This window comes from Burkholderia sp. JPY481 (genome assembly GCF_038900515.1).
GTDB lineage: Bacteria > Pseudomonadota > Gammaproteobacteria > Burkholderiales > Burkholderiaceae > Paraburkholderia > Paraburkholderia youngii.
This window is the reverse complement of the sequence record NZ_JAYMRT010000001.1, coordinates 266,418-281,514: the sequence shown is the minus strand read 5'-3', so window position 1 is coordinate 281,514 and position 15,097 is coordinate 266,418. Positions and strand designations below refer to the sequence as shown.

The following is a 15,097-nucleotide window of genomic DNA, read 5'->3' as shown; positions in this document are numbered from 1 at the left end:
GAACACGACCCGTCTGCGGGATATACCGTGTGTCGTTGGATGCGGCGCGAAAAAAAACGGAGCAAAGGTCCTTCGACCTTCGCCCCGTCACGCCAAGCAAGGACTGGCCAAGCCCCTGTCTACCCACACGTAAAAAAACCTGCTCTACTGCCCCGCCACACTGTTCAGAATCCCCGCAACCCCATCCACATAGCTGCGCGTGCCGAAACGCTCCTGCGCGGTCTTATAGCCGTTCTCGACCAGCCTGTGACGCAAGTCCCCGTTCGAGCGCAATTCGGCGAGCGTATCGGCGAGCGCATGCGCATCGCCCGGCGTACACAGCACGCCGTTCTCATAGTCGTCGATGATTTCGAGCACGCCGCCCGCGCGCGACGCCACGACCGGCCGCTGCGCGAGCATCCCCTCGACGATCACGCGGCCGAACGGCTCCGGCGTGATCGACGTATGCACGACCGCGTCGACCGCGCACATGCAAGCAGGAATATCGTGCTGGAAGCCTAGAAAGTGGACCCGGTCGCCCAGCTCGTGCGCGGCGACGAACGCACGCAGTTCCATCTCGTACTGGTCCTCGCCGAACAGCGCCGCGCCGACCAATACCGCGTGCATGTGCGGATTGAGCACCATCGCTTCGAGCAGCACATGCTGCCCCTTCCAACGCGCAAGCCGGCTGAACGAGCCGACGAGGAACGCGTCGCAAGGCAAATTCAGGCGCTCACGCAACACCGCTTGCGGCACCGTGCGCAACGCGTCGAACGGCTCTGCGTCAATCCCGTTGAACACGACGTCGATGCGCTTGCTGTCGAAGCGCGTGAGCTTCGCGAATGCCTGTGCCGACGCGGCCGAATTGGCGATCACATGCGTCAGGCCGAGCCGCGCGCACCACTTGATGATCGCGAGCTGCTTGCCGCCGAAATGCTCGGCGCTGACGATGTCGCGTAAATGCCAGACCACCGGCCGTCTCGCGAGCTTGCCGGCCACTGCGCCGATCACCATCGCACGTTGCGTGTTCGCATAGATCACATCCGCTTTGCGCGCCCGTTTCGCGGTGGCACGCACGAGCGAGATGAGCCCCTTCAATGCCTGGCCCTTGGGCAACGAACCGCCCTGCTTGCGCACGTTTTTCAGCACCCCGGCATCGAGCACGGCGACCTCGACGCCGGTCTTCGTGAGCGCGGTCTTGAACGGCCCGTCGTCGAACAGCACGACCTCGATGCGCGAGCGCAGCGCCTTGACGATTTCGAGCAGCGACAGCTCGGCGCCGCCGAGCACGCCGCTCTGATCGACCGCGAGAATCCGCGGCACGTTCGCGGCGCTCTGCGCGCCCGGCCGATACGGCGTATAGGGCGGCAGCGTCGCGTCGCGCAATGCCGGTACCGCCGCGCGCACCTGCGCGAAAAAACGCTCGCGGAAATGCGCGGCCGAAAACTGCTCCGCGTTGTCGCGGCAATGCTCCGGCTGGAACCGGTGCCCAAGCTCGTCGAAACGATTCACCGCAGCGATGATCGAATCGGCATCCTGCTCATCGAAGAACATGCCGGTCGGCTTCGGCTCCGACAGATCGCGCACGGTTTCGAGCGCCCCGCCCTTGCCGTAGGCGATCACCGGCGTGCCGCAAGCCTGCGCCTCGACCACCGAAATGCCGAAGTCCTCTTCGGCCGCGAACACGAATGCCTTCGCGCGGCTCATGCGGTCCTTCAGCACCTTGAACGGCTGATAGCCCATGATCTCGACGTTCGGCCCCACCTTCGCGCGGATCTTGGCCATCTCGGGCCCATCGCCGATCACGACGAGCTTGCGCTCGGGCATCCGCGCGAACGCCTCGACGATCAGATCGATCTTCTTGTACGGCACCATCCGCGACGCGGTCAGATAAAAGTCTTCCTTCTGCGTGCACAGCGTGAACGCGTCGACATCGACCGGCGGGAAAATCACCTGCGCGTCGCGCTGATACACCTTCTTGATGCGTCGCGCGATGAACGCCGAGTTCGCGATGAAGCCGTCAACCGAGTTCGACGTGCGGATATCCCAGTTGCGCATGTAATGCAGAATCAGCCGCGCGAGCGCCGACTTCGGGCCGTTGGTCAGCTTCGACTGCTGCAGATACTGATGCTGCAAATCCCATGCATAGCGGATCGGCGAATGCACGTAGCTGATGTGCACCTGGTCGGGTCCGGTCAGAACGCCCTTGGCGACCGCGTGACTGCTCGAGATCACCAAGTCGTACGCCGACACGTCGAGCTGCTCGATTGCGAGCGGCATCAGCGGCAGATACGAGCGGTACTTGCTGCGCGCGAGCGGCAGTTTCTGGATGAACGATGTCGTCACCGGCTTGCCGCGCAGGAAGCTGCGATCGTCGAGAAAGTCCACGAGGCTGAACAGGTCCGCATCGGGAAAGCACGCGATGATCTGCTCGAGCACTTTCTCCGCGCCCGCGTAGGTGACGAGCCAGTCGTGCACGATCGCGATGCGCACGCTCTTGTTCGCGCGGGGCGCGGTACGGCGCGGTGCCGGCTGCATGCCGGGCACGCTCGTCAGTTCGTCGAGCGCGCTGCGCGTCGCAGGCCTCAACAGGTCTTTATCAAGGACGTCTTGATTCATGCGCTTTTCCTCGGATTCAGTCGCAATAGCAGTGAACGCGCAAGATTGCGCAAGGCGGGCGTCATCGTGATCGACCACGCGACGTTCGCACCGACCATCAGCACACCGGCGGCGATCGCGAGCGCGAGGCTCGGCAGGAAGCTCGCGAGCCACAGGCTGGCGAGCAGGAAGGCGAGATGGGCGAGCATGTCGAGCACGATCTGACGCGCGCGGATCGCCGCGAAATGCAGCAGCACTGCGTAGTCGAACAGTGCGCGAGCGGAAACCGCGACCGCCGCGCCAGTCAGCCCGAAATGCGTGATACCGAGCCACAACGCGCCGGCGAATAGCGGCAACTCGACGAGGCCGATGCGCGCGGCGGTGGCGGGATTGACCTGTGACTGAATCAGAATGCGCGTCACGTTCGCCTGGCCGACGAGCCACACGGCGACGATCATGATCCGGCCCACGGGCGCCGCGACCGTCGCGATCTCGTTGCCGACCCACAGATGCAGGAACGGTTCGAGCACCAGCATCGCGACGAGCGCGACCGGCGTGAACACGCCGTTGAGAAATTCGAGCGACTGCTGCGTGATCGTGTCGGCATCCGCGCGGCCGACCGCCGACAGCCGCGGAAACAGCGTACGCACCAGCGCGGTCGGTACGATATTCAGACGCGTGACGAGATTCTGCGGCACCGTGTAATACGTGACGAAGCGCGCGCCGAGGCGCGAACCGAGCATCACGCGATCGAGCGAATCGGCGAGCATCGTCGTCACGCTCGCGATCAGCATCCAGCCGCCGAAGTTGAACAGCCCCTTTGCAACGCCGAGCCGCGGCGGTTCAATGCTGCCTATTTCAAGCACTTTCAGCGCATAGCGGCCGAGCAGCAGCGCGGCGAGAATCCGCGCGACCACGGCCGCGGCGAGTACGTTCTGCAAGGTCGCGCCGAGCCACAGCGCGGCACCGAGCGGCAGAAGCTGGAACAGGAACGTGCCGATGGTCTGATTCGTGTTGTAGACGCCGAAACGTTCGGCGCCATTGATCGCGCCCGCGAACACCCACGACACGTTCGCGATCGGAATCGCGACCGCAAGCCACGGCAGCGCCATATAGACTTCGTGCTGCAGCTCGGGCGATACCTTGGTGAAATACGCGGTGTACAGGAACGCACCGAAGTAGATGATCAAACCGCCGACCACGCCGGTCGTGAGGTTGAGCCACGTCGCGCTCCAGAACACGCGCGCGCTTTCCCGCTGATCGCCCGACGCGCGCGCCTTCGAAATATGGTTCTGCGCGGCCATGCTCATGCCGAGATCGAGGATTCCGAAGTAGCCGATCAGCGTCCACACGAGACTGATCACGCCGTAGCGCTCGACGCCGAGCAGCCGGATATACGCCGGCACGGTTACGAGCGATACGAAGGTCGGCAGCACGAGCCCGAAAAAATTGATCGCTACGTTCCTGAGAATGCCTTTGTCCATCGAATCCCTTGGGTTTTTGCGGTTAGATTGCGTGCGGAGTGCGTCAGCGAGGCCAACGCATCTCAAGGCTTCCAGCGATACATCAGCACCTTGCCGCGCGCGTCTTCCTCGACGAACACCAGGTACTCGCCATCGGCGCGTTTCGTCGCGCTGATGCCGTTGGGCACGTCGACCCAGCCCGACGCGCGGCCCACTTCGGGGCCCGGCCGGATCACGCCGAGTTCCTTGCCGCTGTCCTTGTCCCAAACGTGCACCGCGCCGACCGGCTCGACGCCGAACAGGTATTGCCCCTCGACGGTGACGCCGATGATCGTCGCAATCGGTTTGCTTTGCGTCTGCCACGGCAAGCTGATCGCGTAACGCTGCACCGGCTGGCCGCTCGACCACTTGTCGTAGCGCACCAGCACGCGCCCCACTTCCTTCCAGAAGCCCTGCGCGGTCGGCATATCGGCCGTATAGCCGGTCACGTACATCGTGTCGGTGTCCGGTTCATAGATCGCGCGATGCAGTTCGCTGAACGGTGCCGGCACCGGGTACTGCGTCAGGTTCGAGTACGAGTAGACCGGGTTGCCCTTCGCATCGAGTCCGCCGAAACGGAAGCGATAGATGCCCTTCGTATCCCGGGTGCGCCAGATGTCGCCGGCCGTATCGACCCACCAGCCCCAGCCGCCCGCGAGCTTGGTGCCGCTCGTATTCAGCATGTATTCGTCGCGCTCGAAATGGCCATCGCCATTCATGTCGCGCCAGATCCAGTCACCGCCCGGCGGCGCATTCGGCACCTTCAAGACCGGGCGCTCGCGGCCTGCGATAAAACCGGACGGAATCGCGCTCTCGCCGTCGTGCTGCGGATCGAAGCGATAGATCTTCAGATGGTCCGCATACATGTCGGTCAGATAGAGGAACGTGCGCCCCTTCAACCGTCGCGCGATCGGCAGGCCCGGATACTGGTCGCTATGGAACACCGGATCGTCCGGGTACTTGAATCGATTCGACAGGAATCCCGCGTATTTCCAGTCGTGCCCCGACGGCTTCGACAGATCGAGTTCGAAGCGCTTGTTGCCGGTATAAACGCTGTTGGGCCGGGCCGGATCGATCCACGCGCCGTCGACGAACAGCAGCCCCTCGACCTGCCAGTTGCGCTTGCCATTCGGCGCGTAGCTTTCGAGCGTCGCGCCGAGACCCGCACCGATCGGCTCGTAACGCGGACCGATGCCGTTGGTCGACACGTACACGTTGCCGCGCGCATCGACACCGACGCCCGTCAAGCCGTTGAATCGCAACGGACCCGGCTTGCCCGTGACGCCGCTGAAAATGCCGCCGCGCTCGCCGAGCGTGCCCGACGCCGTATAGCGGCCGTCGCGCTTCGTGAAAAACAGCACCTGCTGGCGCGCACCGTTATCGGCGATCAGCAGGCGGCCTTGTGTATCGACGGCGAGGTCGACCGCGACCGTATCGGCCGGCAGCGTGATGGTTTCGTCGATACGCTCGCCGGTCGCCGTGTAATGCTCGATGGCCGGCGCGCGATCGTTGCGCGTGCCGCTCAGCACCCATAGCGTGCCGTCGGGCGCGAGTGCGAGACGTCCAGGCTCGTGCACGCTCCACGTCGCCTTCTGCTGCATCGACTCGGCATCGTAGACTTCGACCCGATTGCGCGCGGTGTTGGCCGCGAACAGCGTCGTGTCGTTCGCGGCGAGTCCGCCAATCTCCGCGTTCGTGCCGGTCGGCACTTCGTTCATCATCAGAAAGCCGGCCGCTAGCTGCGCATGCGGGTCCGCGTTTTTGGCGGCGGGCTGAAACGGCGCCACGCGCTTCGGCTCGCCGATCAGGCGCCGCGAAATGCCGAACCACTGCTTGCCCTTGTCCGGCCAGACGCCCGGCTCGACCAGGTGCCCCTTCTCATTGCCGACCGCGATCGCGACGAACGCATATTTGCGGTTGACCGCGATCGCATTGCCGCCGGCGTTGCCCCAGCCATGTGTGCCGCCCGCGAAGCCGAGCATCTTGCCGTCCTGATAGACGCTCGCTTCGGCGCCGCTTTCATCCCACGGCGAGTTCGTATAGACCTTGCCGTCCGGCGTGACCGCAATCGCGGTGATATTGATCTGCGTCCATGTGCCATCGCCGAACCCGAAGCTGTTGCCGATCCATGAGGTCTTCGCGTTCAACGTGGTTTCCGCGCAAGCCGGCACACCGGCCGTTGCGGCGACGAAGCCGGCAGCGCAGGCTGTCAGGGCGAACCAGCTTTTGAACGTGATATGGCGCAAGGCGGAATCTCCAGTCGATGTCCGGTCAACGCGATCCACGCGGACCCGCGCCCGCTCGGGGCGAAATTCAGTGATGTGGTAAAGCGAAACGAAGCGCAACCGATTGAAGCGCGGCGCCTGAAGGCAGCCGTCCGCACGGCTAAGTTACGCGGAAAAAACGCAGCGACGAAAATAGAAAATAATTCAAAAATATTCGTTCGCTTATACGTCGCAAAAGAAATCAATTAAAAATAGATAAAAGTGGAAGCCGCGCCGTCGCGCGTGCGTCTGTCGCGGCGATCCTCCGGTCATACTGATGTGGGATCACGCAGTACGCATTTATTACGGATTGCCCACTGCTCACCAGATAACCATATAAATCCTTCTGGAATGGTCAAAGAAATACCCTGTTTCAATCTGATTCAATTAGCCGACTCCAATGGATTTTTTCTCGATTTTCTTTTCCCTAGAATCGATTGCACTTCAGTTGCGACGCGAAGCGCGCGCCTGTTCGCCGGCTATCCGTTGCGAACCGCGCGGCCCTTCGCCCGGCCCATCCGCTTTACACCATGGACGGTTCATGACAGCCAGCGCATTGCCCCTCGCGCCCTCCCATTCCCGCATCGTGCAACTCGACGGTCTGCGCGCGATCGCCGTGCTCGCGGTGTTCGCGCAGCACGCGTTGAAAGCGCCGCTATGGATGGGCGTCGATCTGTTCTTCGTTTTGAGCGGCTTTCTGATCAGCGGCATCCTGCTCGATCGCAAGTCGCGTCAGCAGTCGTATTTCAGCTATTTCTATGCACGGCGCGCGCGCCGCATCCTGCCGCCGTACCTGCTGCTGATGGCCGTGTCGTCGCTGCTGTTCGGCCTCGCGTGGGCACAGCACTGGTACTGGTACACGTTTTTCGCGACCAATATCGGCGATGCGCTCAATCAAAGCGGTCACGAAAGCCTCAACGTGCTGTGGTCGCTCGCGGTCGAAGAGCAGTTCTATATCTTCTGGCCGTTCGTGATCCTGCTCGTACCCGAGCGCCTGCTCGGCGGTGTGGCGGCGGCGCTGATCGTACTGGTGCCGCTGCTGCGCGCGCTCGCGACGCCGTGGTTCGATTCGTTCTGGCCGATCTACTACCTGACGCCGTTCCGCATGGATCTGCTCGCGGCCGGCGCGCTGCTCGCGGTGGCCGTGCGGCGTGATCGCAATGCGCTCGAACCGTACAAGGGACTCGCGGTGCTCGGCGCGCTGGCCGCGCTCGCGGTGCTGGCATGGCTGCATCTGCACTTCCCGCGTTTTCGCGCGGCGAATACGCCGTTGTCGAATGCGGGGCTCTATAGCGTGTCGCTGGTGCTGTGTACGTCGATCGTGGTGATCGCGCTGCAGAGCAAGGGCATCGTCAAGCGGCTGTTGTGCAATCCCGCGCTCGTTTATATCGGCACCATCAGCTACACGATCTATCTGATCCACCTGAGCGTGCTGTACATGGTGTGGCCGCTGCATTTGAATCGCTATCTGAGCGCCGCGATCGCGCTTGCGATCACGCTCGTCTACGCGAGCATCACGTGGTTCGCATTCGAGAAGCGCCTGATTTTCGCCACGCGCGGCACGAAAGCGACGGTCAGCGGCGGCGCCAGCGTCGCGCGGCAAGCACCGCAAAGCCGCGCATGAACCGCGTGGCCGTTGCCGCTGCCCGCGTGCTGGGCGTCGTGTCGGCGCTGACGTTGTTCGCGCCGGCAACGAGCGCGACCGCCGACGAGCCGCCAACGTCATCGCCGACGCAACTGCTGATCGACGCCTACGGCGATTCGACCACGCTCGGCATCACCTGTAGCGACGGCCACTGCGGCCCGCAAGCGCGCAACGCCGTCACCTATCTGCAGCAGGCGTTGCAGGCGCATGACGGCGAGCGCGTGCGCGTCACGAACTACGGTGTCGGCGGCACAATGGCCTCGCAGTTGCGCGACGGCACCGGCAATCGTCGTACGGGACCGGCGGCGGGCCTGTCGTGGCGCGAACGTCTCGCCGTCTCGCCCGCGCGGCTCGTGCTGATCAACTATGGCATCAACGAAGTGATGCAGAACCAGACGCCCGAGCAGTTCTATTCGGCCGAAACATCGCTCGTGCAAACCGCGCGAGCGCTCGGCAAGCAGCCTGTTTTGCAAACCTCGAACCCGATGCCCGATAACCGGCTCAACGCGAAGCTGGCAACGATGGTCGCGATCACGCGACGCGTGGCCGCCGAACAGCAGGTGCCGCTCGTCGATCAATACGCGTATGTGAGCAGCCTGCCCGACTGGAAGTCCCTGATGTCGGACGGCGCGCATCCGAAACCGGAGTTGTACCGACTGAAGGCTGAACAGGATTATCGGGTCGTCGAGCCGTTGGTGCGGCGACTGCTGGACGAAACACATTGACCCCCGCTTTTACGCGCGAACCGTTCTTTTTCATTCACACACTAGAAGGCAAGCTATGAGCCAACCACGCAAAGCGATCATCACCGGCGTATCCGGACAGGACGGCGCCTATCTGACCAAGCTGCTGCTCGACAAGGGCTATCACGTGACCGGCACCTACCGGCGCACGAGTTCTGTCAACTTCTGGCGCATGCGTGAGCTTGGCGTGCTCGATCATCCGAATCTGCGTCTGGTCGAACACGACCTCACCGACCTCGGCTCGACGCTGCGTCTGCTCGACGGCACCCAGGCCGACGAGCTGTACAACCTCGCCGCGCAGAGCTTCGTCGGCGTGTCGTTCGACCAGCCGGTGACCACCGCCGAAGTGACCGGCGTCGGCGCGCTGAATCTGCTCGAAGGGCTGCGTATCCTGAGCCCGAAGACGCGCTTCTACCAGGCGTCGACCTCCGAGATGTTCGGCCTCGTGCAGGCGGTGCCGCAACGCGAAAGCACGCCGTTCTATCCGCGCAGCCCGTATGGCGTCGCGAAGCTGTTTGCACACTGGTCGACGATCAACTTTCGCGAGTCGTACAACCTGTTCGCGAGCAGCGGCATCCTGTTCAATCATGAATCGCCGCTACGTGGCCGCGAATTCGTCACGCGCAAGATCACCGACACGGTCGCGAAGATCAAGCTCGGCAAGCAGGACGTGCTCGAACTCGGCAACCTGAGCGCGCAGCGCGACTGGGGCTTCGCGCTCGAATACGTCGAGGGCATGTGGCGCATGTTGCAGGCCGACGCGCCCGATACCTTCGTGCTCGCGACCGGCCGCACCGAAACGGTTCGCGATTTCGTACGCATGGCGTTCGCGGCGGCCGGCTTCCAGCTGGAATGGTCGGGCAAGGACGAGCGCGAGACCGGCATCGATGTCGCGACCGGCAAGACGCTGGTGCGAGTGAACCCGAAGTTCTATCGCCCCGCCGAAGTGGACCTGCTGATCGGCTGCGCGGACAAGGCGCGCGACACGCTCGGCTGGCAACCGCAAACCTCGCTCGAACAGCTGTGCCAGATGATGGTGCAGGCGGACATCGCGCGCAACGAGCACCACGAGACGTTCTAACACGGTATCCGTGTGCGGCGGTGTTCGCCGCACACTATCCCGTCAACCCGCCAATTTGCGGAACGTCTCCAACACAGCATCGCCCTTGAACGGCTTGACGATCCAGCCCTTCACGCCGGCGGCCTTGCCGCGTTCCTTCATCGCGGGGCTGCTTTCGGTCGTCAGCATGATCACGTTGACGGTCTTGTTCGCGAGTTCGCCGCGGATTTTCTCGACCATCGTCAGGCCGTCCATGTTCGGCATGTTCACGTCGCTGACGATCAGGCGGATGTTCGAATCCGTCTTCAGCTTCGTAAGACCATCCTTGCCGTCGATGGCGGTCGCGACGTCCAGACCGTTTTTCGCCAGAAAGCCCGCGACTTCATCGCGTACCGTACTCGAATCGTCCACCACCAGAATCTTTGCCATAGCCATTCCCTTGCGTCACCGACGCGTTGTATCAAAACAGATCCAGTTCGCCGGACTCGACGAGATCGTCGACATCCACCGTGTTTTCAGAGAAATCTTCGGGGGACCAGCTGAGGTTGAAAACGAAACGCTGGTCGATCGACACCGACTGTCCGCTCGCCACGTCGCTCAATCGGTATTGAAACCGCAACTGCGGATTGTCCGAGCCGAACGAGATGTAGCGGTGCTTGTGATTGACGAGCAGAGGCACCTGCACCTGGCTCGCTTCGCGAGCGCTCCGCGCAGCGAGGAACCGGTCCTTGAACGCCCCCCAGATCAGATTCGTCAATTCGCCGAGCACGTTGTTCAGATCGCGAAAGCCCGCTTGCGTCCTGCTCATGCCGGCCTCGCGTGCGGCGCGATCGCGCTCGATCATGCCGAGCAGCGGCTCCTCTTCGGCCTGCATCAACATATAGCCGCGACACCAGGTGCCTTCGAGCGGGATCAGGCTGAACACCTCGCCGAAGATGATGCGATCGCGCACGACACTGGGCGTGTCGCGTTGCACGGTGACGCCGTCGAACAGCGTGGCGAGCCGTGCTTCCGTGATCTCCGCGATACCGCGCACGAGCGCATTCGGGAAGTCGAGGCTGAAGATGTATTGATCGACGGCTTCACGCAGCGCCGTCAGATCGGCCGCATTGAAGTGCGCGCATGCCGCGTTCTTCAACGGCTTCGGAAGCCGTTCGAGCGGCGCGTCGCCGCTCGAACGCAGGATCACCGGCAGTTCGGGGCGCAAGGTACTGATTCGGGCCGCGGTGGTTGCCGCCTGTTCGACCGATCCACCGTAGTTATCCGCCAGCAGAACGCCGCCTAGATCGATATTCGTGGCCAGTACCGAGCCGAGGCGGCTGCTGTCGCGCACCTTCAGTGCTATCAGATTGTGCTCGTCGAAAAAGAGCTTCAGCGCTTGCGCGTGTGCCGGACAGTCGTCGAGCACGAGCACCTTGCTGACGGGCTTGCTGATATTCATCGTGTTTCAGTCTGCGAATGCAGTGTTGCTAGAAAAGTTCGAGTTCGCCTTCGGCCTCGTCGGCCGTCGCGAGTTCAGCCTTGAAATCGAGTGGCGCATGCGCGCATACGCATAACGTCACGCCCAGCCGGGCCGCAGCGCCGATCGTCAGTTCGTACGCCCACACGTGATCGGGCCGCAATTCGTCCAGATACTCGATACAGCTGCTGTTCAATTCATACGGCGTCGACATGCCGAGATCGGGGAAATGCTCGACCAGCTGCTGGTTCATGTAGCCGCAGCACAGATTGCCGAGTTCCATCAGCGTTTCCGACAGCGAACGCGTCGTGTCGCCGCTGGCGTAGTACGCGCGCGTCGCTTCGTCCTTGCTGAAATGCAGCACGAACAGCAAACGAAAACCGATCGACGAGATCGTCAGCGCCATCGCGCAAGGTCCGGGCGGATGATCGCGATCCCACCTCGGCACCGCGCTGATCTCGCACGCATCACCCGGCGTCGCGGGCAATCTCGCGCGAGCCGCGTGACAGAAGATGTCCTCGATGCTTTGCAACGCCTGATCGGTAATCACGCTGTGGCCTGCTCTAGCCTGGATTGAAACTGGGTCGCCAGCGCTTCGACGCCGCCGAGCGACGCCGTGATCATCTTGCCGCCGGCCTGGATGTCCTGGAACGTCGCCGCGGTCGTCAGGTCGTTGCGATGCAGGCTCTCCTGATAGCTCTTCGACAGTTCCTGCGAGCGTGACGCGAGCGAGCGCACTTCGCCCGCGACGATCGAAAAGCCGCGACCCGCGGTGCCGGCGCGTGCCGCTTCGATCGACGCATTCAGCGAAACGATCAGCACGTGCTGCACGATCGACGACAACTCCTGGTTCTTCTTGTGCATGTCACGGTTCTGCGACATCAGCGAAATCATCTGCTCGTGCCAACGCTCGAACGTGATCGTCAGCGTCTTCAGACGGGCGGCCTCGTGCGCGATCCGAGTCGCATGCTGCAGCCATTCGTTGCTGCGCGCGCTCGCGGCGTCGAGGCTCGCCTGCAATGATTCGCGATCCTGCTCGCGCTGTTCGGCCTGTGCGCGCAGATCGGCGAGCATCGCCTCCAGGGCGGCACGCTCGCCGTTCGCCTGCTCACCGACCTTGAAAGCCACGTCGAGTTGCTGCTCGAGGGCCTGCCGCGCGAGCGTGTCGACACGCTGCGCTTGCGCACCGGCGCGAAGCTTCCGACGATAAAAGATTCCCGTCGCGAGCGCGCAGACGATACCGCCAACGCCTGCGGCCAAAAGATAACTTTCAAGCACAACCTGCTCCCATCGCTTCGTTCAATCGGTCAGGCCGTTAGCCTGCCACCGCATCCGTGTCACGCTCGCGCGCTGCATCGACGGACGCATCGAGACTGTCCACCGCCCAGTCCTCGGGGAACGACACGATGGTCTGAAAGCGGCGATAGTCCGCGCCGCGACGGTCGTCGGTGAAACGCAATTCGATGCGGCCATGCTCGCGCCGCACGAAATCGCGCACCGCATCCATGCCGACGCCGCGGCCCGAAATCTCGCTGACGCTCTGCGCGGTCGAAAAGCCTGAACGGAAGATCAGCTCGGCGATCGCTTCATCGCTGAGTGCGGCATCGGCGTCGATCCAGCCGCGTTCGATCGCCGCCGCCCGGATCTTCGCGAGCGCAAGACCGCGGCCGTCGTCGCTGATGGTGATCTGCAGCGCGTGATGGTCGACACCCACTTCAAGCTCGATGACGCCGGCCGCGTTCTTGCCATTCGCGATACGCTCGGCGGCAGGCTCGATGCCGTGGTCGACCGAATTGCGCAGCAGGTGCGTGAACACATTGCGCAACGTATCGCTGACCTCGCTGCGCACGCGGTAGCCGTTGTTGTCGATGCTGACGACCGGCGCTTCCTTGCCGAGCTCGGCCGCCAGCGACGGCAGCGATTCGAGCACGCCCGCGAGCGCTTCGTGGATCGATTCGGTGCCCAACAGACGCAGCTCGCGCTGCAACGATTCGCGCATCGACACGAGTGCGTCACGGTCGGCCGGATCGGCGCTTTCGAGCAGGTCCAGCTGCTTCTGGATCAACTCGCGATCGACCATCAGGTAGCGATCGACCGTGCCGTTCTGGCCCGGTCCCTTGCGGCCGAGGCTCACTTCGTTGAGCGTCGCATAGGTTTCGAGCGCGGCCTTCACGCGCTGCAGATCGTCGATCAGAAGCTGCTGGTCCCACGCTTCGCCGCCGTCCGCGCGGCGCAACGCGTCGTACCGCTGTTCGGTTTCGTGGACGACACCGGTCAGATGCTGAAGGCTGAAGGTGCGCGCATTGCCCTTGACGGTGTGCATGTTGCGGAACAGCTCGGCGACGGCCTCGTGGCTCGGCTCATGATGCTGACGAATGATCCGCTCGTTCTCGCTGATGAAGCCCGCCGCGCTTTCGACGAAGTGATGGAACTTCTCCTGGCTCACCGCGAGAATCTCGCCGATCATCTCCAGCCGGCGCTTCTGTTCGCCGGCCTCGGCGGCGAGCGCGCGCAGTTCGGTCACGTCGCGCACGCACAGCATCAAGCGCTGCACGACGTCGTGTTCGTCGGTGATCGCCGACCAGCTCAGATCGAGCGTCTTCACGCGGCCATCGGTCATCGGCCTGGCGATCTCGTTGACGAGCAGGTGTTGATTGAACTCGAAGTTCATGCTGTCTTCACCGATACATGCGTGCAGCGCCGCTTCGATCTGCGCGAGCTCATCGCTGTTGATACCGGTGCCGCCGAACACGAGATCGAGCAACGGACGGCCCGCAATCTCGCGCGTCTCGAAGATCGCCTCGAGATACGCGGAGTACTCGGGATGCACGACCACGCCTTCGACCACCGTCAGAATCCCCTGCTGCATGTTTTGCAGCATCGCCTGGATGTCGGCGGTCTTCTGCTTCAACTGCAGCGAGCTTTGCTGGATCTTCTCGATCATGCCGTTGAACGCGACGATCGAATGACCGATCTCGTCCATGCGGCCGACCGGCACGCGGCGCGTGAAGTCCTGGCTTGCCGCGATCTCGCTCATCTCCACCTGCATGCGGCTCAGTGGCCGGGTGATCTGGCGATACAGCAGCGCGCTAATCAGCAGCAGCACGACGATCGCCGCGCCGGTCGCGGCGCCGATCGCCGTCGTGGTGGTGGCGAGCGCGCTGTTCAGGTCGTCGATCGCGGCGTCTTTCTGACGGTTCTTTTCGATTCGCAGCGTCTCGACGATGCCTTCGAGTTCATCGCGGTATTGCGCGACGTTCGCGAACAGATATGCCTGCGCCAGTTCGTTCTTGCCGTCGGCCTTCATCTTCGCGGTGTCGTTGACCGCGTTGAAATAGTTCGCGAGGCTGTCGCGCGCCTGGCTCACGAGCCCGCTTTGGGCCTGACCTTGCGCGGCCTTCGCCTGCACGTCGAGCGCCGCGTGCAGCGACGCTTCCTTGCTCTTCAGCAGGTCTCGGGCCTGCGAGACCATGTTCTCGTCAGGCGCATAGACGAGTGTCATCATCGCGAGCTGCACGTCCTTGAGCTGCGACACGAGGTCGGCCGACGCGAGCGCGCTCGGCACGACGCCCTGGGTGACCTGCCTGACGTTGGCGGCGCTGTTGCGAGTCTGAAGCACAGCGTATCCACCAATGGCGGATAACGCGACGAGCATCAGAATGACGAGTAGCGTGATGCGGTGACGGATGGTCATCTGAGAATCCCCGAGGTCTGAAAATACAAGGTCCACGCTTTGGGCGGGACGCCCGTGTGTTTTTGTACTTTCGGGCGCGGGGATTATCGTCGCGGATGTGTGACGTCAACGTGACGAAGTCGACGCCGGGCTACACGTTTTAGCGTTTCGAAA

At 63.1% G+C, this 15,097-nt stretch carries 11 protein-coding genes; 3 read left to right on the top strand and 8 right to left on the bottom strand.

All coding sequences use genetic code 11. The features are described from left to right. Nucleotides 1-144: 144 nt before the first annotated feature. The 3 genes from VSR82_RS01320 to VSR82_RS01310 form a co-directional block, all read right to left on the bottom strand. Nucleotides 145-2,598 (bottom strand): glycosyltransferase family 4 protein, encoded by a 2,454-nt coding sequence (locus tag VSR82_RS01320; RefSeq protein ID WP_498857449.1) that lies wholly within the window; start codon nt 2,596-2,598, stop codon nt 145-147. Continuing rightward, nucleotides 2,595-4,061, bottom strand: a complete 1,467-nt coding sequence (locus VSR82_RS01315; protein WP_429459275.1) for a flippase — start codon at nt 4,059-4,061, stop codon at nt 2,595-2,597. The genes VSR82_RS01320 and VSR82_RS01315 overlap by 4 nt, the downstream gene beginning before the upstream one ends. 62 nt (nt 4,062-4,123) lie before the next feature. Further along, on the bottom strand, nt 4,124-6,325 hold the full coding sequence (locus VSR82_RS01310; protein ID WP_498857448.1) for an NHL repeat-containing protein: 2,202 nt from the start codon (nt 6,323-6,325) through the stop codon (nt 4,124-4,126). A gap of 559 nt (nt 6,326-6,884) precedes the next feature. Here VSR82_RS01310 and VSR82_RS01305 point away from each other — a divergent pair. Genes VSR82_RS01305 through gmd form a run of 3 tightly spaced genes read left to right on the top strand, consistent with a single transcriptional unit; the run spans nt 6,885 to nt 9,812 of the window. Next, nucleotides 6,885-7,967, top strand: a complete 1,083-nt coding sequence (locus VSR82_RS01305; protein ID WP_429459279.1) for an acyltransferase family protein — start codon at nt 6,885-6,887, stop codon at nt 7,965-7,967. After that, on the top strand, nt 7,964-8,713 hold the full coding sequence (locus VSR82_RS01300) for an SGNH/GDSL hydrolase family protein (protein WP_429459281.1): 750 nt from the start codon (nt 7,964-7,966) through the stop codon (nt 8,711-8,713). Before VSR82_RS01305 ends, VSR82_RS01300 begins: the two co-directional genes overlap by 4 nt. A 55-nt stretch (nt 8,714-8,768) precedes the next feature. Continuing rightward, nucleotides 8,769-9,812, top strand: a complete 1,044-nt coding sequence (gmd, locus tag VSR82_RS01295; protein WP_368586267.1) for a GDP-mannose 4,6-dehydratase — start codon at nt 8,769-8,771, stop codon at nt 9,810-9,812. Between the two features lie 42 nt (nt 9,813-9,854). Here the strand turns inward: gmd and VSR82_RS01290 are convergent, their stop codons facing one another. Genes VSR82_RS01290 through VSR82_RS01270 form a run of 5 tightly spaced genes read right to left on the bottom strand, consistent with a single transcriptional unit; the run spans nt 9,855 to nt 14,944 of the window. Further along, entirely contained in the window at nt 9,855-10,220 is a 366-nt protein-coding gene (locus VSR82_RS01290; RefSeq protein ID WP_018431965.1) for a response regulator, read from the bottom strand. Between the two features lie 31 nt (nt 10,221-10,251). Further along, the gene (locus VSR82_RS01285; protein WP_429459283.1) at nt 10,252-11,232 is read right to left on the bottom strand and encodes a chemotaxis protein CheX; all 981 of its coding nucleotides are present in this window, start codon (nt 11,230-11,232) and stop codon (nt 10,252-10,254) included. Between the two features lie 28 nt (nt 11,233-11,260). Further along, nucleotides 11,261-11,800 (bottom strand): hypothetical protein, encoded by a 540-nt coding sequence (locus VSR82_RS01280; protein WP_429459285.1) that lies wholly within the window; start codon nt 11,798-11,800, stop codon nt 11,261-11,263. Then, on the bottom strand, nt 11,797-12,528 hold the full coding sequence (locus VSR82_RS01275) for a methyl-accepting chemotaxis protein (protein WP_429459287.1): 732 nt from the start codon (nt 12,526-12,528) through the stop codon (nt 11,797-11,799). Before VSR82_RS01275 ends, VSR82_RS01280 begins: the two co-directional genes overlap by 4 nt. 37 nt (nt 12,529-12,565) lie before the next feature. Next, nucleotides 12,566-14,944 carry an ATP-binding protein gene (locus VSR82_RS01270; protein WP_429459289.1) on the bottom strand — a complete coding sequence of 793 codons (2,379 nt, stop codon included), beginning with the start codon at nt 14,942-14,944 and terminating at the stop codon, nt 12,566-12,568. Nucleotides 14,945-15,097 lie beyond the last annotated feature (153 nt).

What these genes read in the sequence shown, in the direction of transcription:
- VSR82_RS01300 (WP_429459281.1), top strand. Translation starts at nt 7,964, where the DNA reads ATGAACCGCGTGGCCGTTGCCGCTGCCCGCGTGCTGGGCGTCGTGTCG.
- gmd (WP_368586267.1), top strand. Translation starts at nt 8,769, where the DNA reads ATGAGCCAACCACGCAAAGCGATCATCACCGGCGTATCCGGACAGGAC.
- VSR82_RS01320 (WP_498857449.1), bottom strand. Translation starts at nt 2,598, where the DNA reads ATGAATCAAGACGTCCTTGATAAAGACCTGTTGAGGCCTGCGACGCGC.
- VSR82_RS01290 (WP_018431965.1), bottom strand. Translation starts at nt 10,220, where the DNA reads ATGGCAAAGATTCTGGTGGTGGACGATTCGAGTACGGTACGCGATGAA.
- VSR82_RS01285 (WP_429459283.1), bottom strand. Translation starts at nt 11,232, where the DNA reads ATGAATATCAGCAAGCCCGTCAGCAAGGTGCTCGTGCTCGACGACTGT.
- VSR82_RS01315 (WP_429459275.1), bottom strand. Translation starts at nt 4,061, where the DNA reads ATGGACAAAGGCATTCTCAGGAACGTAGCGATCAATTTTTTCGGGCTC.
- VSR82_RS01270 (WP_429459289.1), bottom strand. Translation starts at nt 14,944, where the DNA reads ATGACCATCCGTCACCGCATCACGCTACTCGTCATTCTGATGCTCGTC.
- VSR82_RS01305 (WP_429459279.1), top strand. Translation starts at nt 6,885, where the DNA reads ATGACAGCCAGCGCATTGCCCCTCGCGCCCTCCCATTCCCGCATCGTG.